Source organism: Aureimonas sp. SA4125, assembly GCF_019973775.1.
In the GTDB taxonomy this organism is placed as follows: Bacteria; Pseudomonadota; Alphaproteobacteria; order Rhizobiales; family Rhizobiaceae; genus Plantimonas.
Genome location: NZ_AP025032.1, coordinates 3880503 through 3900887 on the forward strand (window position 1 = coordinate 3880503; position 20385 = coordinate 3900887).

The window sequence follows — 20385 nt, forward strand, 5'->3', positions numbered from 1 at the left end:
CGATGACCGAGAGACCGGTGGGCAATGAAATGTGGGGCGGACGATTCGCCGCGCGCCCCGACGCCATCATGCAGGAGATCAACGCCTCGATCGATTTCGACAAGCGTCTCTTCCACGAGGACATCGACGGTTCCAAGGCACATGCCGCCATGCTGGCCGCCCAGGGCATCATCTCGCGCGAGGACGGCGCCGAGATCGCCCGCGGCCTCGAACAGATCCGCGCCGAGATCGTTTCCGGCGACTTTGCCTTCTCGCGGGAGCGCGAAGACATCCACATGAATGTCGAGGCGCGGCTCGCCGAGATCATCGGCCCCGCCGCCGGACGCCTGCACACCGCGCGGTCGCGCAACGACCAGGTCGCCGTCGATTTCCGCCTGCACGTGAAGACCGCCTTCCAGAACGCCGAGGCCGCCTTCGGCCGGCTGATCGAAGCTCTGCTCGCCCGGGCCGAGGAACATGCCGAGACGGTCATGCCGGGCTTCACCCATCTGCAGGTCGCCCAGCCCGTCACCTTCGGCCACCACTGTCTCGCCTATGTCGAGATGGCGGCGCGCGACCGCTCGCGCTGCGTCGACGCGATTTCGCGCCTCGACGAGTCGCCGCTCGGCGCTGCGGCGCTCGCCGGCACGGGCTTTGCCATCGACCGCCATGCGACCGCCCTCGCCCTCGGCTTTCGCGAGCCGACGCGCAACTCGATCGACTCGGTCTCGGATCGCGACTTCGCGCTCGAATTCCTGTCCATGGCCGCGATCGCCGCCGTGCATCTGTCGCGTCTCGCTGAAGAGATCGTCATCTGGTCGACCCCCCAGTTCAACTTCGTCCGCCTTTCCGACGCGTTCTCGACCGGCTCCTCGATCATGCCGCAGAAGCGCAATCCCGATGCGGCCGAACTCGTCCGTGCCAAGACCGGCCGCATCAACGGGGCGCTGATCTCGCTGCTGACCGTGATGAAAGGCCTGCCGCTCGCCTATTCCAAGGACATGCAGGAAGACAAGGAACAGGTCTTCGACGCGATCGACAGCCTCGAGATCGCGCTGGCCGCGGCAACCGGCATGGTCGGCGACATGACCGTCAACGTCGAGGCCATGCGGACCGCCGCCGGCCACGGCTTTTCCACCGCCACGGACCTCGCGGACTGGCTGGTGCGCGAGCTCGGCCTGCCGTTCCGCGAGGCCCATCACGTGACCGGCCGGGCGGTCGCGCTGGCCGAGAGCCGGAAGGTCGGGCTCGAGGATCTGCCGCTCGACGCGTTGCAGGCCCTGGAGCCGCGGATCACGGACGCTGTCTATGCCGTCCTTGGCGTCGATGCGTCGGTGCGCAGCCGCGTCAGCTTCGGCGGGACGGCGCCCGACAATGTCCGCAGCGCCATCGCCGACTGGCGCCGGCGCCTGCATCAGGCGCAGGAGGTGATTTCTCCGGCCGGAGCAGGTATCAACAACGTGGCCGCCGTTGAGCGTCGATGATGGGTGACGGAATGATGCGCTTCAATCTTTCGATCCTGGTGCTGGCGGCCGCGCTGGCGCTGGGAGGCTGCGGCCGGAAGAACCTGCCGGTCGCGCCGCAGCCCCAGAACACGCCCATCGGCGAATCGAGGACGCCGAACGAGGATGCCCCGGCGAGCGTCGCCAACTTCCAGCGCGCGAACGGACTTGGCGCCACGGCAGGCCCTTCCGGCAGCAGCGACAGCAGCCTGACGATCTCGCCCGCCGAGGTCAGCAACAATCCGAATGCCGCGAAGAAATCCTTCCCGCTCGATTTCCTGCTGAACTGACGGCGGCCGGCCGGCCGATCATCCTTTCTCCGAATCGAACGGAACGCGCCAGCGCTCCGGAGACAAGTCATGAACCATTTCCACTACCGGGACGGCGTCCTTCATGCCGAGGACGTCGACATCCCGGCAATCGCGGCCAGCGTCGGCACGCCCTTCTACTGCTATTCCACGGCGACGCTGACACGGCACTACCGCGTCTTCGCCGACGCCTTCGCCGATATCGACGCCCTCGTCTGCTACGCGATGAAGGCCAATTCCAACCAGGCCGTCCTCAAGACGCTCGCCGGTCTCGGCGCTGGCGTCGACGTCGTCTCGGGCGGCGAACTGATGCGCGGACTGACGGCGGGCGTTCCGGCGGAAAAGATCATGTTCTCCGGCGTCGGCAAGACGGCCGAGGAGATCGACCTTGGCCTGAAGACCGGCATCTTCTGCTTCAACATCGAATCGGAGCCCGAGCTCGACCTCCTTTCGGCCCGCGCCACGGCGCTCGGCAAGACGGCCCATGTCTCCTTTCGCATCAATCCCGACGTCGACGCCAAGACCCATGCGAAGATCTCGACCGGCAAGAAGTCCGACAAGTTCGGCATCGCCTTCGACCGCGCCATCGAGGTTTACGACCGCGCCCGCCATCTGCCGGGCATCGCGGTCGCCGGCATCGACATGCATATCGGCAGCCAAATCACCGAGCTCGAACCCTTCGACATCGCCTTCGAGCGGCTTGCCGGCCTCGTGAGGGCGTTGCGGCAGGCAGGACATGCGATCACCCATGTCGACCTCGGCGGCGGGCTCGGCGTACCCTATCGCAGAGACAACAGCCCGCCGCCGGAGCCGACGGCCTATGCCGAGACGGTGAAGCGCCGCGTTCGCGATCTCGGCTGCAAGGTGATCTTCGAGCCGGGACGGCTGATCGCCGCGAATGCGGGCATTCTCGTCTCGCGCGTCCTCTACGTGAAGGACACCGGCGACAAGGTCTTCGTCATCGTCGACGCCGCAATGAACGATCTTGTCCGGCCCACGCTCTACGACGCCTGGCACGAAATCTCCGCCGTTGCCGAACCGTCGAGCGACGAGCGGATCGTCGCCGATGTCGTCGGCCCGGTCTGCGAGAGCGGCGACTTCATGGCGCACGACAGGTCCCTGCCGAGACTCGCCGCCGGCGACCTGATCTCGATCGCCTCGGCGGGCGCCTATGGAGCGGTGCAGTCCGGCACCTACAACTCACGGCCGCTGATCGCCGAGGTTCTGGTCAAGGACGATGCCTTCTTCGCCGTCCGCCCGCGCCAGACGCTGGAGGAGCTCATCGCCCTCGACCGGCTGCCGCCCTGGCTGGATGGCGTCTGACGACAACTTCACAGATCGGTCACCGCCTCGCCTTCGCCGTAAAAACTGTTAACCTGCAGGTTCGACAGCGAAAACGAGAGCACGCCGGATGGCCAAGGATTCCATGAGGATGGCAGAACGGCGGCCGGCACCGGTCGGCCTGCCCTGGACGCGGCGCCGCACCCGCTTGGCTCTCGTGGTCGAGCGTCTGTGGCCGACGCTTCTTGGCCTTGCCGGCCTCGCCTCGCTGTTTCTGATCCTTTCCTGGTTCGGTCTTTTTGCCGCCCTCCCGATGGTAGCGCGCTGGGCCGTGCTGGCCGCCCTCCTTCTCGGGGCAGGGTTTCTCGCCTGGAATCTGCGCGGGTTCAGCTGGCCGGGCGAAGACGAGACCGACCGCCGGATCGAGACGGCCAGCCACCTCGCCCATCAGCCGCTCCAGGCCCAGGGTGACCGGCCCGCGGTGCAGGACGCCTTCGGTGCCGCGCTCTGGCGCGAACACCAGGACCGCATGGCAGCGCGCCTTCGCGACCTTTCCGGCGGTGCGCCGCGGACCCGCACCGAGCGGCTCGATCCCTTTGCCCTTAGGGCGATGCTGGCGCTGCTGTTGTTCACCGCCTTCGGCTATTCCTTCGGCTCCGGCGGCGGCCGAGTCGCCGACGTCTTCACCGCCCCCATGGCGGCGCCCGGCGCCGAGGGACGCGTCGATGCCTGGGTGACACCGCCCGCCTATACCGGCCGCGCCCCGATCTTCCTGACCGAAACCACGGCGACGGGCGCCCCGGCGCCGATCGAGGTTCCGACCGGGAGCATGCTGTCCGTCCGCATTTCCGATGGCACGGAGACGGCCCTCGTCTACACTCCGGCGTCGGGCGGCGAGCCGATGACGATCACGCCCGGCGGGCAAGTCGATCCGGCAGCGCCAGGCGAGAGCGAGACTGCGCAATCCGCGGACGGCGAGCCTGCCGTGGCGGAGCCCGCCCCTCCGACCGAGGCGTCCGATGCGACCGACGCGGCCGGCGCCGGCGAATACGAGTTCAGCCTCGAGGCCAGTGGTTCGGCCGCGCTGTCGACCACATTCCGCACGCTCGGCACCTGGTCCTTCACCGTCACGCCCGACACGCCGCCGACCATCGCCTACGCCGCAGAGCCCGGCGTCACGCGCAATGGCGCCCTGGAACTATCCTATCTCGTCGCCGACGACTATGGCGCGCGCAAGGGCCTGGCCGAGATCGAGGTGAAGGAACCCGTCGCGGCGGGTGCCCGGCCGCTGATCGCCGTGCCGGAGATCAACCTCGCTCTGCCGCGCCGCGCCAAGGGCACCGAGTCCAAGGGCCGGACGGTCAGCGAACTGACCGACAGCCCCTATGCCGGAGCCCGCATCGCCCTGACCCTCGCCGTCACCGACGATGCCGGGCAGGCAGGGCGCTCCGAGGCGAAGATCTTCACGCTTCCCGAGCGCTCCTTCACCAAGCCCCTCGCCCGCGCCGTGATCGAGCAGCGGCGGATGCTGGCGCTCGACGCCAACGCCGCACCGACGGTCGTCGGCATGCTGGATGCGGTGACGCTTCGCGGCGAGGAGACGATCGCGAACCCCAGCGACTATCTCGCGCTGCGCGCCGTGCGCAGCCGCATCGCCCATGCCGAGAGCGACGAGGAACTCGTCTCGGCCGTCGACTTCATGTGGCAGATCGCCCTCGGCATCGAGGACGGCAACCTGTCCCTCGTCGAGAAGAGGCTTCGCGACGCCCAGGAGAACCTCGCCAAGGCGCTGGAGGACGGGGCGAGCGACGCCGAGATCGACAAGCTGATGGCGGAGCTTCGCGAGGCGATGCAGGAATACATGCAGGCGCTGGCCGAGGCGATGAAGAACCAGCCGCCGATGTCGCAGCAGCAGATGCAGAACGCCCAGGAAATCCGCCCGCAGGATCTCGACAAGATGATGGACCGGATCGAGGAGCTGGCAAAATCCGGCTCGAAGGAGGCCGCCCAGCAATTGCTGTCGCAGCTGAAGGAGATGATGCAAAATCTCCAGGCGATGAAGCCCGGCCAGCAGCAGCAGGGTGGCCAGCAGGACGCCATGCGCCAGCAGATGGACAAGCTCGGCGAGATGCTGCGCCAGCAGCAGGCGCTGAAGGACCAGACCTACGACCTCGGCCGCCAGCAGATGCAGCAGCAGATGAACGAGAACGGCGATCCGGGCGAAGAGGGGCAGCAGGGCGAACAGGGCCAGGAAGGCCAGCAGCCCGGCCAGATGAGCGCCGAGGAACTGCAGAAGCAGCTCGACCAGCTGAAGCAGCAGCAGGGCCAACTGCGCGAGGATCTGGAAAAGCTGCAAGAAGCGATGAAGGGCATGGGCATGCAGCCCGGCGAAGGTCTTGGCGAAGCCGGCGAGGCCATGGGCGAGGCGGAAACCGCGCTCGGCGAAGGGAATGACGGCGATGCCGTCGGCCAGCAGGGCAAGGCCATGGATGCCCTGCGCAAGGGTGCGCAGGACATGATGCAGCAGATGCAGCAGGCGATGCAGCAGGGCGAGGGCCAGCAGCCCGGCCAAGGCCAGATGGGCCAGGGCTACGGTCGCGGCGAGCAGCGCTCGGGCCGCGATCCGCTGGGACGGCCTCAGTCGACTCAGGGCGCGGATTTCGGTCAGGACGTCGAGGTCCCCGACGAGATCGACACCCAGCGCGCCCGCCGCATCCTCGATGCCATCCGCAACCGTCTCGGCGACGCCCTGTCGCCGCAGCTCGAGCGGGAGTATCTGGAACGGCTGCTGAAGACGCAGTAGGAACGGCTGATGAGCGCGAAACGCGAGCCGGCCGACTGGCAGCCCGATCTCTATCTGCGCTTCGAGGACGAGCGGACGCGGCCGGCGCACGAACTGCTCTCGCGGGTGATGTTGCGCGAGCCTCGGCACATCGTCGACATCGGCTGCGGCCCCGGCAATTCGACCGAGCTGTTGTCTCGGCGCTGGCCGGCGGCGGACATTCTCGGCCTCGACAGCTCGCCCGCGATGATCGACGCCGCGCGCCGGCGCCTGCCGGGCCTGCGTTTCGAGCAGGCTGACATCACTGTCTGGATGCCCGACACGCCGCCCGATCTCATCTTCGCCAATGCCGTCCTGCAATGGGTGCCGGACCACGCCGCGCTGCTGCCGCGTCTCTTCGCCTCGCTCGCCCCCGGCGGCATCCTCGCCATCCAGATGCCGGACAATCTCGACGAGCCTTCGCACGCCGCGATGCGCGAGACCGCGGCCGAGAGGGAATTTGCTGCCCCTATGGGCGACGTGGCGAAAGCGCGGACACGGCTGCCGACGCTCGATGCCTACTACGACATGCTGGCGGCCGATGCCGCGGGCGTCGATGTCTGGCGCACCACCTACCACCACCCGATGGCGGATGCCGAAGCGATCGTCGAATGGCTGAAGGCGACGGGCCTGCGGCCTTTCCTCGACGCCCTCCCGGAAGGGCTGCGTTCGGGTTTCATCGCGCGCTACCAGGCGCGGATCGACGCGGCCTATCCCGCGCGGGCGGATGACAAGCGGCTGATGGCGTTTCCCAGGGTCTTCATCGTGGCGCAACGCGAAGGCGGCTGAGATTCGAGCCAGTCACGGCGAGGCGCTTTCGTCGCCAGATAGTCATTCTCGGGCTTGGGGACCCATGCGCTATCGCCATACGCAGCCACTTCGGCTCAGGAAGAGGCAATCTGACCCCCCGTCTGATCATCGATGCCGCGCGGCATGGGTTGTCGGGTCAAGCCCGGGAATGACTATCCTGAGAAGTTCGGAGCCTTGGAAATTCGGCTGGGGCGCGAGGCAGACGCCACCCGGCAAAATTGCGCCGTGTCCTGACTGTCCTCCCCCATCCGCCCCTTCGGGGTTCCTTCTCCCCAAACGAGAGAAGAATGCGTCGCGCAGTCTACCGCGTCGGGACCGGCACTTCCCCGCGATAGTCGTAGAAGCCGCGCTGGGTCTTGCGGCCGAGCCAGCCGGCCTCGACATATTTCACCAGCAGCGGACAGGGACGGTACTTCGAGTCCGACAGTCCGTCGTGCAGGACCTGCATGATGGACAGGCAGGTATCGAGCCCGATGAAGTCGGCAAGCTGAAGCGGGCCCATCGGATGGTTGGCGCCGAGCTTCATCGCGGTGTCGATGCTCTCGACCGAGCCGACGCCTTCGTAAAGCGTGTAGATCGCCTCGTTGATCATCGGCAGCAGGATGCGGTTGACGATGAAGGCCGGAAAATCCTCCGAGACCGTGGTCGTCTTGTCGAGCGTTGCGACGAACTGTTTTGACGAAAGGAACGTCGCGTCGGCGGTGGCGATGCCGCGCACCAGCTCGACCAGTTTCATGACCGGCACCGGGTTCATGAAATGGATGCCGATGAAGCGCTCCGGCCGGTCCGTCGAGGAGGCGAGCCGGGTGATCGAGATCGAGGACGTGTTGGTGGCGAGAATGGCGTCCGGCTTCAGCACGGGGCAGACGGTCGCATAGATCTTGCGCTTGACCGTCTCGTCCTCGGTCGCCGCCTCGATGACGAGATCCATGTCGGCAAGGTCCGCGACGCCGCTGGCCGCCGAGACATGGGCAAGCGCCGCAGCCTTCTCCGCGGCGGAAATCTTGGCCGAGGCGAGTTGCCGGTCGAGCGTGCGCTCGACCTGCTCGAGTCCCTTGGCGGCGCGCTCGGGCGAGACATCGTAGAGCGTGACGTCGTAGCCCGCGAGCGCGACGACATGGGCAATGCCTGTGCCCATCTGGCCGGCGCCGACGACCCCGATCTTGTTCAGCTTTTCCGCCATGATCCCGATACCAAACACCAATGGCGGGCGATGATGCCCGCATATCCCTGTCCGACGGTCCGCGCCGCAGCGCCGCGACCATCGCTCTGCCCGCAAATGTCGGCCGCGGGCGTCACTCTCTCACACGGCGGCGCGGGACGGTAGCCGACACCGCTCGGTCTTTGGTCGCACCGCCCCGCGAAGGGTATGGGCGATGCCGCCCGCTCGCCAGCGACGACAGTTCGCTGGGTCTCGGCGCGTTTGAAGCGTGGCGATCATCGGGCGATAGAGGAAAATCGCCCGATGCTCCCTGGCTCTCCTCGTCGCACCGGCCGACGGAGACCCTTTTTCGCCTGGCGACTCAGAGCTTCGACTGGAGCTCCGGCAGCAGCGTGAAGAGATCGCCGACGAGGCCGTAATCGGCGACCTGGAAGATCGGCGCCTCCTCGTCCTTGTTGATGGCGACGATCACCTTGGAGTCCTTCATGCCGGCAAGGTGCTGGATCGCGCCGGAAATGCCGGCGGCGATGTAGAGGTCGGGGGCAACGACCTTGCCGGTCTGGCCGACCTGCCAGTCGTTCGGGGCATAGCCCGCGTCCACCGCCGCGCGCGAGGCGCCGATGGCCGCGCCCAGCTTGTCGGCGAGCGGCAGAATGACCTCGTCGAACTTTTCCTTGGAGCCGAGTGCCCGTCCACCGGACAGGATGATCTTCGCCGAGGTGAGTTCGGGCCGGTCGCTGGTCGCCAGGCGATCCTCGATGAAGGTCGAGAGCGCCGGATCGGCTGCGGCGGCCACCTTCTCGATCGCGGCCGAACCGCCCTCGGCGGCCGAAGCGAAGGACGCCGTGCGCACCGTGACGATCTTCTTGGCATCGGCCGAGGTGACGGTCTGGATGGCGTTGCCGGCGTAGATCGGCCGCTCGAACGTGTCGGCGCCCATTATCGCCGTGACGTCCGAGATCTGCATCACGTCGAGGAGGGCGGCGACACGCGGCAGAACATTCTTCACCGTCGTCGTCGACGGCCCGACGACAGCCTCATAGCCGGGGGCGAGCGAGACGATGAGATCGGCGAGGGGCTCGGCCAGATGATGGGCGTAAGGGGTCGCTTCAGCGAGGAGCACCTTGGCGACGCCAGAAAGCCTGGCGGCGGCGTCCGCGACGGCGGCGGCACCCTCGCCGGCGACGAGGACGTGCACCTCGCCACCGAGGGCGAGCGCGGCCGTCAGCGCCTTGGCGGTGAGGTCGGAGAGCGTGTGGTTGTCATGTTCGGCGAGGAGAAGCGTGGTCATGGCAATTTCCTTCGGGCGATCAGAGGACGCCGGCTTCGTTCTTGAGCTTGGCGATCAGTTCGTCGACCGAGGCGACCTTCACCCCGGCGCCGCGCTTGGGGGGCTCGACGGTCTTCACGACGGTCAGCCGCGGCGCGACGTCGACGCCGTAATCGGCCGGCGTCTTCTCCTCCAGCGGCTTCTTCTTCGCCTTCATGATGTTCGGCAGCGAGGCGTAGCGCGGCTCGTTGAGGCGAAGGTCGGTCGTGACGATCGCCGGCAGCGTCAGCTCCAGCGTCTGCAGGCCGCCGTCGACCTCCCGCGTCACGATTGCCTTGCCGGCCTCGAGCTCGACCTTGTTGGCGAAGGTTCCCTGGCTCCAGCCGAGGAGCGCAGCCAGCATCTGGCCGGTCTGGTTGCAGTCGTCGTCGATCGCCTGCTTGCCGAGGATGACGAGGTCGGGCTTCTCGGCCTCGACCACGCCCTTCAGGAGCTTGGCGACGGCAAGCGGCTCGGTGACGCCGTCGGTCTTGATCAGGATGCCGCGATCGGCACCCATGGCGAGCGCCGTGCGCAGCGTCTCCTGCGCCTGTTGCGGGCCGACGGAGACGGCGACGATCTCGGTGGCGATGCCCTTTTCCTTCATCCGGATCGCCTCTTCGACCGCGATCTCGTCGAAGGGGTTCATGCTCATCTTCACATTGGCGAGATCGACGCCCGTGCCGTCCGGCTTGACGCGGATTTTCACGTTGTAGTCCACCACCCGCTTGACGGCGACGAGGATCTTCATGCCTCAACTCCCACTGGCCCGGCCTGGCCGGGCAATCCCTGGACGCGCCGGAACCGCTGTCCCCATCCCCCGGGGATGTCTCGGTTCTCGGCGCGAAACGCGCTCCTGCGTTATTGCAGTTTGACGTGAAGGTCAAAATCCGAACGTGATCATCGGTGTTTTTGGGCTTTCGCCCCGCCGCTTTCAAGTCTTGCCGCGGCAGCCGTGCGCCTGTTCGCGACGCGGTCCTCCGGTCCCGTCACAAACTCTGCGCAGGCGGTGCAAACAGCGGCACGCCGCGCCGGCGCAGTACCAGCGTCAAAAGGGCTCCGGCGAGGATGCCGCCGGCATGGGCGCCGTAGGAAACGTCCGTGTCGCCGAGGGCCAGCATGGTGAACTGGTAGGCGATCCAGACCAGGAGCAGGATCCAGGCGGGCAGCGCCAGGGGAAAACGGCCGAGCACCAGCACCCAGATCCACACCCTCGGGCTCAGCATCAGATAGGCCGCAACGATGCCGGAGACGGCGCCGGAGGCGCCGAGAAGCGAGCTGTCGGATTGGGGAAGGGTCAACGCATGCGCGCCGGCCGCAGCGGCCGCGCACAGCATGTAGAAAAGGACGAAGCGGACGTGCCCGAAGCCATCCTCGACATTGTCGCCGAAGACCCAGAGGAACAGCATGTTGCCGAGCAGATGCCAGAAATCGAGATGGATGAATGAATAGGTGACGAAGGAGAAGGCCGTCGGCTGCACGTGATATTCCGCCGGCAACTGCGCGTAGTCGTTCACGACGGAAGGGATGAAGCCGTAGGACAGTTCGAAGCCGGAGAGATAGGCCCCGGTTTCCCCCGTTGCCGAGAAAAACACCCAGATCACGACATTGGCGACGATCAGCGCCAATGTCAGATACTGAAAGCGGATCCCTTTCAGCCGGTTGTCGTCATAGAAGGGGAGGAACATTCTGACGCCTTCGCCGCATGGGTCGTGCCATCAAAACTTGGCTGGCACTGGAAGGCAATGGCATGGCCGCGGGACAGTCGCCTGAGGGCGCAGGTCCACCCCCGCCGGGGCGCGGCAGTCGCTGGGAAGGCCGGCCTTGCCTCTCGGGGCCTCGCGCCGCTTCCTGCCGGGATGTCGCCGCGCTCGCGCGATCAGGCCACGACGAGCTTGATGTCCTCTGCCTTGAACCGCTCGAGCAGCGTGAAATAAATGGCGCTGCGCGTCGCGTAGACCGAGCCGGGGCTGGCGACGAAGGCGAACGCCTTGAAGACGACCTTGCTCTCCTCGATCCCGTCGATGAAGACGCTGGGAGCCGGACTGGCGAGAATCGCCTCATGCGTGCCGAGAATGTCGAGAAGCGTATCGCGCACGGCCGCCGCATCGACGTCGAGCGGCGTCGCGAAGCCGATCTGGACGCGACCGAGGGGGTTCGCCATCGTCATGTTGCGGATCGATTTCGTGATCAGCTCGGAATTCGGGACGATCAGCGTCGAACGGTCCGCGATCTGGATCTCGGTCGATCGGACGCTGATGCGCCGAACCTCCCCCTCGTCGGCTCCCAGACGGACCGTGTCGCCGATCTTCACCGGACGCTCGGCAAGGAGGATGATGCCCGAGACGAAATTCTGGGTGATCGCCTGAAGGCCGAAGCCGATGCCGACAGACAAGGCGGAGACGACCAGCGCGATCCGTTCGACGCCGATGCCGAGCGTCGATAGCGCCCAGAAGCCGGCGAGGATGATGCCGGCATAGCTGACGATGGTCGAGACGGAATTTCGCGCGCCGGGATCGAGGTCGGTGGCCGGCAGGAAGCGATCGTCCAGCCAGCGGCGCACGCCGCGCATCAGCGCGATGCCGACGAAGAGGACGATCGTCGCCTTCAGGATCGATCCGGGGACGATGCTGAAGCCGCCGATCTGGATCTCGCTGGAATTGCCGAACTGGTAGAAGAGCGAGCTCGCGCCGGGTCCCAGCGGTCCGGACAGAAGGATGGCAGCGACAACGAGGATGGCGAGCCGCAGCAGCGCCGAGACGATGACGCCGAGCTGATCGACCTGCGCCTTGCGCAGGCCAAGGCCGGCGTGGAGCGATCTCCCGAGCCGGCTCTCGCCCGACAGGAAAGTCGTCGAGACGTCGTCGACGACGATCAGCAGCAGATAGGTCGCGGCCGAAACGATCGCCGTCCAGATCGTCTGCCGGCTGACGAAGAGCGCAAGATTCACATAGCCCTGGAGCGCCGCGACGAGCGCGATGACGACGGCGCCCCAGCCGAGGAGCGTCGCCACGGTCGCGATGGTCGTTTGCGCGCTCGGCTCGGCTCCCTCCGGATGGGTGCGGCGGTAGCGCATCAGGCCGATGAGGAGGGTCGAGATGAGAATGCAGTAGCTTGCGGTGACGGCATAGTTCAGGAAGATCGCCGCCGTCGGGCTGACGCCGACCGCCTTGCCGCCCTCGATCAGGAGGACGCTGAGGAAAGTCAGGATCGCGGCAAGACCGGGATAGGGACGCAGGCGACCGACGGCTTCGTCGCTGATCGGCGGCAGCCGCCAGGAGGGCTGCCCTGAGAGAAGCAGGCCGGCGCCGAGCGAGACCATGAAGCCGCCGATGCCGGCGGTAATCGCCAGCGTCTCGGCAAGCGGTCGCGTCCAGCGGGTGAGGAAGTCACCCCAGTTCAGCGCCTGGTAGACGATGAGGAAGGCAAGGGTCGACGTCAGCGTGCCGACGACGACGAACCAGAGTGCGAGCGCGGACCTGCGGGCGCGCGTGCCCGGCACCTGCTCGACGGCAAAGCGCCGTCCGACCTGGCGCAGCCCCCGCCGGACGGGCAGGAGCAGGATCGCGGCAAGGACAAGGCCGGCAGCGAGGAAGACGAGGCGCAGGCCGATATTCGCCTTGGGGATCGCCAGGACGGAAACGCGCACGAAATCGCTCAAACGCGCGCTGTCGTCTGACAGGCTGCCGGCGAGATCCGCCCATAAGGTCGGCGACAGCGGCGAGGCGACCTTTTTGAACGTGTCGCGGTTGAAGGCCTCGTTGATCTCCCGGATCATCCGGTCGATCATTTCCTTGGCGTCCGCGGCCAACAGGCGGCCACGCTTGATCGTCGAGTCGAGCTCGCCGCGTTCGGCATCGAGCCGCTGCCGCTGCGCCTTGATGTCGGGCGCCTCGTCGTCGAGGACGGGACCGAGTTCGGCGATGCGCGCGTCGATCTCGGCGAGCTGCGGCACGAGCTGGGCGACGGCCGTATTGGCGGTGCTGCCCGCCACCATTCCGCGATCGCGCAGCTCCGCCTTCTCGTCGGACGACGTCTCCGCGTCGGCCGCCCGCTTGATGGCGGCCAGTTCCGCTGCCTGCTGGTCGAGAATGACGATCGGGTCGGTCTCTGGCGCCGCCGCGTCCTGTGCGGCGGCGGGCATGACAGCGACGGCGAAGGCTAGAATCCAGACGAGCGACAGGGACCGGAGGAGATTCCGAAATGTCATGCGGCTGCCTCGTGGTGGGTCGCGATGCGGCAGGCGACAGAACCGCGACGATCAACCGGGGAGACGGCATCGTCGCGGCAGTCGGAGCCGGTTGGTCAGTTGCCTTCGCTACCGGCTCGCGCCCGGCACCCAGAGCACGTCCGCCCGGCCGTCGTCGTTGGCGATGCGGCCGGCGACGAAGAGATGGTCGGACAGGCGATTGACGTAGGTCAGCGCCGCTTCCGAGACCGTTTCGCCCGGCGCCTGCGACAGGGCGACCATCAGCCGCTCGGCGCGCCGTGCGACGGTGCGCGCGAGGTGAAGATGCGCGGCGGCGGGAGAGCCGGCCGGCAGGATGAAGCTCGTCAGCGGCGTGAGGCGAGCGTTCATCGCGTCGATCTCGCGCTCCAGCCGCTCGACCTGTGACGGAATGATGGCGAGCCGCTCATAGGGCAGCTTCTCGCCGGTCTCGGGCGTGGCGAGATCGGCACCGAGGTCGAAAAGGTCGTTCTGGATCGTCGCCAGCATGGCGTCGAGTTCGCCCTCGGTATGCAGGCGCACCATGCCGATCGTGCCGTTCAACTCGTCGACGGTGCCGATCGCCTCGAAGCGCAGGTCCGATTTCAGCCGCCGTTCGCCGGTGCCAAGGCCCGAGGTGCCGTCGTCGCCGGTGCGGGTGTAGATCTTGTTGAGCTTGACCATCAGCGTGCCAGCCAGAGCGCGCCGACCATGATCAGCACCGCGACGCCCTGCAGCATCACGCGGGCCCGCATCAGCTTCTGCGAGCGGTTGCCGTCGCCGCCGCGCATCATGTTGAAGAGCCCCATCAGGAGGACCGCCGTGACGGCCGCCATGGCGACCAAAGCGAGAATGGACAGGATATCGGACATTGGCATCGTTCCGGTTGGGGCATCGTTCCGGTTGGGGCATCGTTCCGGTTGCCGTCGCACCGGATATAGGCTGCGTCGGCGCGATAGGCGAGTGGACCTTGCGTCACGCCTGCGAAACAGGGGGCACGTCGCGTTTCCAGGTCGCCGCGGCGACGCCGGCGGCGGCAAGCACCATGCCGGCGAGCTGGATCGGCGCCAGCGTCTCGCCGAACAGAAGGAACGCCATGCAGGCGGTGACGCCCGGCGTCAGGTACATCAGCGACGACACCTCTGACACCGCCCCCTCGCGAATCAGAAACAGGAGAAGGAAGACGGCGCCGATCGACAGGACGAAGGTCAGCCAGACCAGGGCGAAGACGAGCTCAGCCGTGACGTCGACGCGAAAACTCTCGAAGGCGACGGCGCAGAACGCCATCGGCACCAGCGCACCGAGATACTGCAGCGCCGTGCCGACCCGGAGATCCACGCCGCCGACGAAGCGCTTCTGCCAGATCGTGCCGACCGAGATGGCAAGCGCCGCCAGAAGTGCCGGCAGCAGCGTCAAACCCGAGAGGCCGGCCCCGGTGCCGAGTTTCGGCGCGACGACGAGAGCGACGCCGAGAAGGCCGAGCGCCAGCCCCAGCCAGTGCCGCGGCCGGATCGTCTCGCCGAGGAAGGCTGCGGCGAGGAGCGCCGTCAGGAGCGGCTGAAGGCCAACGATCAGCGCCGCGATGCCGGCCGACAAGCCGTGCCGGACGGCGAAGAAGACACCGCCGAGATAGACGCCGTGGATCAGGCCGCCGGCGAACATGGCGTGCAGCGCCGGTCTGCGCCCGGGCCAACCGCCGCGCACCATGAAGGCGACGGGCGAGAGGAGGACGAGCGCCAGCGCAAAGCGCAAGGCGAGAAAGCTGAAGGGCTCGGCATGCGGCATCGCGTAGCGCGCGCCGATGAAGCCGGTCGACCAGAGGACGACGAAGATGGCGGGAAAATAGGGAAGCAGACGGGGCATGATCGGCCTGTTCTGGGGGCCTTCAGGCCGGCCCCCGTCGCGCGGCGGCAGCCGCCTCGCCTTATGCGACGTCCGGGCCGCCGCGTCTGTTGCCGGAGGGCAACGCGCCGACGACTTCCGGGCCGCGTTGACCCCTCTTGTCTGTTCATCCCGGGCAAACCGCAGCAGACACGGACAGACAGCCGTCTGCGCCGCCGAGGGCCGACGGGAATCGGCACCGACCGGCCGGCACGACACGAGGCTTTCGCCGCACCGCCATGCAGATCATCCTCACCGTCATCGTGCCGATCTTCGCGGTCATCGCCGTCGGCTTTCTTGCCGCGCGGCTGAAGCTGCTGGGCGATTCGGTCGGCGAGGGCCTCGCCAAGTTCGTCTTCGTCATTGCCGTACCGGCGCTCTTGTTCCGCACGCTCGCCACCGCCAACTTCGCGGGCGCCAATCCCCTCTTCCTGTGGCTCGCCTATTTCCTCGGCGTCGCCCTGACCTGGGCGCCGGCGACGATCCTCGTACGCCGCTTCATGGGCACGGACCGGCGCACCGGCATCATCGCCGGCATCTCCGCCAGCTTTGCCAACACGGTCTTCATCGCGATTCCCGCGGTGCAGCGCGCCTATGGCGATACGGGGCTGGAGGCGCTGTTCCTCATCATCGCCATCCACATGCCCGTCATGATGACCGTCGCGACCCTCCTGATGGAGCGCGCGGCAAGGCTCGATGCGGCCGAGAGCGGCAACGCGGCGCCGGCTGGCTCGGCGCTTTCGACGATCGGGCGGATCGCCGTCAACCTGTCGCGCAACGCCATCATCGTCGGCATCCTCTGCGGCCTCGCCTGGCGGGTCACCGGCCTGGCGCTCCCCGGCCCGGTCGAGGACGTGGTGCGGCTCCTCGGCTCGACGGCCGGCCCGGTCTCGCTCTTTGCCATGGGCATGTCGCTGACCCGCTATGGCCTGCGCGGCGACATCGGCAGCGCCGTCGTCATCTCGGCCCTGTCGCTGGTGCTGATGCCGGCCGTCGTCTACCTCGTCGGCACCGCGCTCTTGCCGGCGCTCTGGCTGAAGGTCGCCGTCCTCACCGCGGCGAGCCCGGCGGGTGTCAACTGCTATCTCTTCGCCAGCTATTTCAAATCCGGCGAAAAGCTCGCTGCAACCTCGATCCTCGTCTCGACGCTCCTCTCCGTCGTCACCCTCGCCGTGTGGCTGGCGATCCTCGGCTGATCACGCGCCCGCCACCGCCGCAGTAGCCGGCAGTCCGACCATCCGCCGGATGTCCTCGGCGGTGAGGCCCGCCGCGCGCATCGATCCGAGCGAGGTGTCGCGCGCGCTCTTGGACAGTTTTCGCCCGTCGGGTCCCAGGATGAGGTTGTGATGGTGGTAGATCGGCCGGGGCAGGCCGAGCAGTGCCTGCAGCACGAGGTGCACGGAGGTCGCGGCCAGGAGGTCGCGGCCGCGCACGACATGCGTCACGCCCTGCAGCGCATCGTCGACGACGACCGCGAGGTGGTAGCTCGTCGGCACGTCCTTGCGCGCGAGGACGACGTCTCCCCAGGCCGAGGGATCGGCGACGATCTCGGCCGCTTCCCCGTCCGGCACGGCGCCGGTCTCGATGAAGGACAGCCGGCCGAGGCCGGACAGCGCCTTCGCCATGTCGAGCCGGAAGGCGTGCGGCTCGCCGGCCGCGATCCGGGCATGCCGTTCGGCGTCCGGGAGATGCCGGTCGAGCCCGGGATAGAGCGGCGCGCCGTCGGGATCGCTCGGCCAGGGGGTGCCCGTCTCCTCGAAATGGCGCTCGGCAAAGGCACGGATCTCGCTGCGCGACAGAAAGGCGGGATAGACGAGGCCGGCATCGACAAGCGCGTCCAGGGCCGCGCGGTAGTCGCCGAAATGCTCGGACTGCCGGCGCGGCGGACCGTCCCAGGAAAGACCGAGAAAGCCGAGATCGTCCTCGATCGCCTGCTCGTAGGCGATCGAGCACCGCGCTCTGTCGATGTCTTCCAGGCGCAGCAGGAAGCGCCCGCCCTCGGTCCGCGCCAGGCCATGATTGAGCAGCGCCGAAAAGGCGTGGCCGAGGTGCAGCTCGCCGTTCGGGCTTGGGGCAAAGCGGTAGACCGGTCGGTATTCGTCCATGCAGGATTGCACTCCGCAACCTCCTCGAGGCATTCAGCGGAATGGATATAGGCCAAAGCACCAGGGCGCAGCAGCGATGATCCTGACAGAAGACGACATCGCACGGGAACTTGCGGCGCTTTCCCTGATCGATCCGCGTCTGGCCGCCCTGGTCGAGATCGCCGGCCCCCTCCCCGTCCGTGCGACGCCCGGCGGGCTGAGGGGCCTGATCGGCATGGTCGTCGGCCAGCAGGTGTCCCGGGCGAGCGCCGTGGCGATCCTGACGCGTCTTGGCGCCGCCATGGATCTCGACGACCCCCGCTCCATTCTCGCCGCGACGGATGCCGACTTCCGCTTCGCCGGCATGTCGCGCGTGAAGGAGAGGACCGCGCTGGCCCTGGCCGAAGCCTGTCTCGACGGCCGGCTGGATTTCGCGCGAATCACGGAGCTTTCGCCGGACGCGGCCATCGGCGAGCTCATCGCGCTTCCCGGTATCGGACCGTGGACGGCCGAGTGCTTCCTCCTCTTCTCGGCCGGCCATCCCGACATCTTTCCGGCGGGCGACCTCGCCTTGCAGATCGCGGTCGCGCACGGGCTCGGCCTCGCCGAGCGGCCGAAGCCGAAGCCGCTGGTGGCGCTGGCGCGCGACTGGGCGCCGCACCGCTCGGCTGCAGCCCGGTTGTTCTGGGGCTACTACGCCGTTCTCACCCGCCGCGACGCAGCGCCCGTCGACGCCGCGACCGGCGCCCAGAACCGGCGCGGCGATGATTTGCCGGCGGCTGAGAACGAGGCGGCGCGGGCAGGCGCGACACCGGCTGTGGCCAAGCGCAGCAGGCGCCTTCCCCAAGGCTTCACAAAGGCGACACGATAGGACACCATAGTTCCTGCAAGAAGACGCAAGTCGTTTGGTGAAGGAGACTGTCCTTGACGATTGCAGTAGCTCAGAACCTGTCGCCGACGCTGGTTCTGAACGCGGACTTCCGGCCCCTGAGTTACTACCCCCTGTCGCTGTGGAGCTGGCAGGATGCGATCAAGGCCGTGTTTCTCGACCGGGTGACGATCCTCGCCGAATACGACCAGACGGTCCGCAGCCCGACCTTCAGCATGCAGCTGCCGTCGGTGGTCTGCCTGAAATCTTACGTGAAACCCGCCCGGCACCCGGCCTTCACACGGTTCAACGTCTTTCTGCGCGACCGTTTCCAGTGCCAGTACTGCCATTCGCCGAACGACCTGACCTTCGACCACGTCATCCCCCGCTCCAAGGGCGGGCTGACCACCTGGGAAAACGTCGTCGCCGCCTGCTCGCCCTGCAATCTGAAGAAGGGCGGGCTGATGCCGCGCGATGCCGGCATGCTGCCGCACCAGAAGCCGTATCAGCCGACGGTGCACGACCTTCACAACAATGGTCGCCTGTTCCCGCCCAACTTCCTGCACGAGAGCTGGCTCGACTACCTCTATTGGGACTCCGAGCTGGATCCGGAATAGCCGCGCCGTTTCAGGTGCATCGCCGAGGCGACCAACCCCCGGCCATTCGGGTGATGTCTTCCGCCGGTCGTTCGGATACGTGCCGGTGATTCGACAGGCTCGTGCAAGCCGCGACTGATACGAAAGCCTGTCCTCGGAGCGCTTGGCGGGAACGGGCGTCGGAGACGATGTTGCACCGGCAGGCGGGCCCGGCGCGGACGAGAAACCGCGGCGAGCTTCTCCCCATCAGGCGGAAGGAGCCTTCATGAGCGCCGTGTCAGCCACCGGCAGGATCGCGGCGGTGTTCGAGCAACCCTCCGACAATCCCCGCGACCCGAAAGAAGAGGGCGTCATCATCGCCGTAGAGCCGATCGCCGACGGTACCGCCCCGGCCGAGAGCGGCAATGAGCCGAATGTCGGCAGGTCCACGGCCGAGACCGTCACGGGCGACGTCGCCCTGGCACTCCTGGACGTCCAGCAGGCCGGCAGGACCCACACCGCTTCGCTCTGTGCCGCGGACGCCCTGGCCGAGTACCTGTCGTCTGAAACGGCTTAGGGCGCGCCTGCGGACTTTCGCCAGCGCACGAAATGCGCGCGCTCCATGGTCTGGCCTATCGCATCATCTGGACATCGGATCTTGCAACCCACTCTGTAACGCTCTGCCTCAGACGCGGCGCTCCCCGCGGCCCGTTGCCGCGGCAATGGCGAGACCTGCAAAGAGCAGCGACGCCACCACGTTCCAGCCAGCGAAGGACAGGCCAAGAAAACGCCCCGCGGCCGTGTCGCAGGCGGGCGGGCGGATGGTGTCGATGGTCGAGAGGAGGTCGCCGCTCAGGTCGGCATTGCCGGCCGCGCAGCCGGAAGGTCCTGCCCAGAAATGCCATTCGACGCCCGCGTGATAGATGGCAAGGCAGAGACCGACCAGCATCGCGGCGGCGATCAGCCAGAGCAGGCCGCGAACGATCCACGGCATGGCCCGCCCGGCGGCTGCGACCAGGGCGACGGCGGCGAGGACGATCGAGACATAATAGGGCCAGCGCTCCTGCAGGCAGAGCGCGCAAGGAATGTAGCCGCCGACATGCTCGAAGAGGAGCGCCGTGCCGACGGTCGCCGCGGAGCCGAGGAGAAGCACCGCCGCTCCGATCGTCTGCATCGAGCCGGTCGGGCGGGCGAGACGGGAGGGCGCTGCCATGGGTCTTGCTTCCTGGAATGGGCCGGCGCGCCGGCCAGTGCCTGTGAGCCCTGCTCTAGCACCGCGGCCATGGCGAGGAACAGCCTCGCGACCGCGTTGACGCCCGTCAAAAGTCGGCTGGAAGGCCAGCTTGATCTGGCAATCGCAGGGCATGTGTCGTATACGGGGCGCCGCGGCCCCGACACTTTCGTGCCGGGGCAGGCGCCGTGCGGGCGTGGTGGAATTGGTAGACGCGCCGGACTCAAAATCCGGTTCCGCAAGGAGTGTCGGTTCGATTCCGACCGCCCGCACCACTGCTTCCCATCGGGACGCGCCAGACACCCTCTTCACAATACACAGCGACCGACCAGCAGCGACCCGCGATCCGACACCTTGAGGCCGGCTC

The 20385-nt window shown here is 67.4% G+C and carries 19 protein-coding genes and 1 tRNA gene; 10 read left to right on the top strand and 10 right to left on the bottom strand.

Annotated features, from left to right (window positions below; all coding sequences use genetic code 11):
• The first annotated feature begins 2 nt into the window (after positions 1-2).
• The 5 genes from argH to tam all read left to right on the top strand — a co-directional run bounded on the left by argH (position 3) and on the right by tam (position 6680).
• Complete coding sequence (gene argH, locus Sa4125_RS18410; protein ID WP_224000254.1) at positions 3-1463, top strand: argininosuccinate lyase; 1461 nt, start codon at positions 3-5, stop codon at positions 1461-1463.
• Positions 1463-1771, top strand: a complete 309-nt coding sequence (locus Sa4125_RS18415) for a hypothetical protein (protein ID WP_224000256.1) — start codon at positions 1463-1465, stop codon at positions 1769-1771. The genes argH and Sa4125_RS18415 overlap by 1 nt, the downstream gene beginning before the upstream one ends.
• A gap of 69 nt (positions 1772-1840) precedes the next feature.
• Complete coding sequence (lysA, locus tag Sa4125_RS18420) at positions 1841-3112, top strand: diaminopimelate decarboxylase (protein WP_224000259.1); 1272 nt, start codon at positions 1841-1843, stop codon at positions 3110-3112.
• A 109-nt stretch (positions 3113-3221) separates the two neighbouring features.
• Positions 3222-5873: a TIGR02302 family protein gene (locus Sa4125_RS18425; protein WP_224000260.1), complete on the top strand. Its 2652-nt coding sequence runs from the start codon at positions 3222-3224 to the stop codon at positions 5871-5873.
• A gap of 9 nt (positions 5874-5882) precedes the next feature.
• Positions 5883-6680, top strand: a complete 798-nt coding sequence (tam, locus tag Sa4125_RS18430; RefSeq protein ID WP_224000262.1) for a trans-aconitate 2-methyltransferase — start codon at positions 5883-5885, stop codon at positions 6678-6680.
• Positions 6681-7002: 322 nt separating this feature from the next.
• Here the strand turns inward: tam and Sa4125_RS18435 are convergent, their stop codons facing one another.
• The 8 genes from Sa4125_RS18435 to Sa4125_RS18470 form a co-directional block, all read right to left on the bottom strand.
• Positions 7003-7884: a 3-hydroxybutyryl-CoA dehydrogenase gene (locus tag Sa4125_RS18435; protein ID WP_224000264.1), complete on the bottom strand. Its 882-nt coding sequence runs from the start codon at positions 7882-7884 to the stop codon at positions 7003-7005.
• A 340-nt stretch (positions 7885-8224) separates the two neighbouring features.
• The gene (locus Sa4125_RS18440) at positions 8225-9154 is read right to left on the bottom strand and encodes an electron transfer flavoprotein subunit alpha/FixB family protein (RefSeq protein ID WP_224000266.1); all 930 of its coding nucleotides are present in this window, start codon (positions 9152-9154) and stop codon (positions 8225-8227) included.
• Positions 9155-9173: 19 nt separating this feature from the next.
• Positions 9174-9923, bottom strand: a complete 750-nt coding sequence (locus tag Sa4125_RS18445; protein WP_224000268.1) for an electron transfer flavoprotein subunit beta/FixA family protein — start codon at positions 9921-9923, stop codon at positions 9174-9176.
• Positions 9924-10161: 238 nt separating this feature from the next.
• A complete protein-coding gene (locus tag Sa4125_RS18450) occupies positions 10162-10860 on the bottom strand; it encodes a rhomboid family intramembrane serine protease (protein ID WP_224000276.1) in 699 nt (232 codons plus the stop codon).
• 191 nt (positions 10861-11051) lie between these two features.
• On the bottom strand, positions 11052-13382 hold the full coding sequence (locus tag Sa4125_RS18455) for a DUF3772 domain-containing protein (RefSeq protein WP_224000278.1): 2331 nt from the start codon (positions 13380-13382) through the stop codon (positions 11052-11054).
• Positions 13383-13490: 108 nt separating this feature from the next.
• Positions 13491-14063, bottom strand: coding sequence for a cob(I)yrinic acid a,c-diamide adenosyltransferase (locus tag Sa4125_RS18460; protein ID WP_224000280.1), 573 nt, complete (start codon positions 14061-14063; stop codon positions 13491-13493).
• Positions 14063-14251, bottom strand: coding sequence for a twin transmembrane helix small protein (locus Sa4125_RS18465; RefSeq protein WP_224000282.1), 189 nt, complete (start codon positions 14249-14251; stop codon positions 14063-14065). The genes Sa4125_RS18460 and Sa4125_RS18465 overlap by 1 nt, the downstream gene beginning before the upstream one ends.
• A gap of 103 nt (positions 14252-14354) precedes the next feature.
• Complete coding sequence (locus Sa4125_RS18470) at positions 14355-15242, bottom strand: DMT family transporter (protein ID WP_224000284.1); 888 nt, start codon at positions 15240-15242, stop codon at positions 14355-14357.
• A 257-nt stretch (positions 15243-15499) separates the two neighbouring features.
• Between Sa4125_RS18470 and Sa4125_RS18475 the strand changes: the two genes are divergently transcribed.
• The gene (locus Sa4125_RS18475; RefSeq protein ID WP_224000286.1) at positions 15500-16456 is read left to right on the top strand and encodes an AEC family transporter; all 957 of its coding nucleotides are present in this window, start codon (positions 15500-15502) and stop codon (positions 16454-16456) included.
• On the opposite strand, the gene gluQRS is transcribed toward Sa4125_RS18475, so the two are convergent.
• Positions 16457-17365 (bottom strand): tRNA glutamyl-Q(34) synthetase GluQRS, encoded by a 909-nt coding sequence (gene gluQRS, locus Sa4125_RS18480; protein WP_224007965.1) that lies wholly within the window; start codon positions 17363-17365, stop codon positions 16457-16459.
• Between the two features lie 76 nt (positions 17366-17441).
• Here gluQRS and Sa4125_RS18485 point away from each other — a divergent pair, with 76 nt between their 5' ends.
• From Sa4125_RS18485 to Sa4125_RS18495, 3 genes are all read left to right on the top strand, one after another.
• A complete protein-coding gene (locus Sa4125_RS18485) occupies positions 17442-18215 on the top strand; it encodes a DNA-3-methyladenine glycosylase 2 family protein (RefSeq protein ID WP_224000288.1) in 774 nt (257 codons plus the stop codon).
• 53 nt (positions 18216-18268) lie between these two features.
• A complete protein-coding gene (locus Sa4125_RS18490) occupies positions 18269-18829 on the top strand; it encodes an HNH endonuclease (RefSeq protein ID WP_224000289.1) in 561 nt (186 codons plus the stop codon).
• A gap of 244 nt (positions 18830-19073) precedes the next feature.
• A complete protein-coding gene (locus Sa4125_RS18495) occupies positions 19074-19364 on the top strand; it encodes a hypothetical protein (RefSeq protein ID WP_224000291.1) in 291 nt (96 codons plus the stop codon).
• 108 nt (positions 19365-19472) lie between these two features.
• On the opposite strand, the gene Sa4125_RS18500 is transcribed toward Sa4125_RS18495, so the two are convergent.
• Positions 19473-20000, bottom strand: coding sequence for a disulfide bond formation protein B (locus Sa4125_RS18500; RefSeq protein WP_224000293.1), 528 nt, complete (start codon positions 19998-20000; stop codon positions 19473-19475).
• Positions 20001-20208: 208 nt separating this feature from the next.
• Here Sa4125_RS18500 and Sa4125_RS18505 point away from each other — a divergent pair.
• Positions 20209-20293: transfer RNA gene (locus Sa4125_RS18505), tRNA-Leu, on the top strand.
• The last annotated feature ends 92 nt before the right edge of the window (positions 20294-20385 follow it).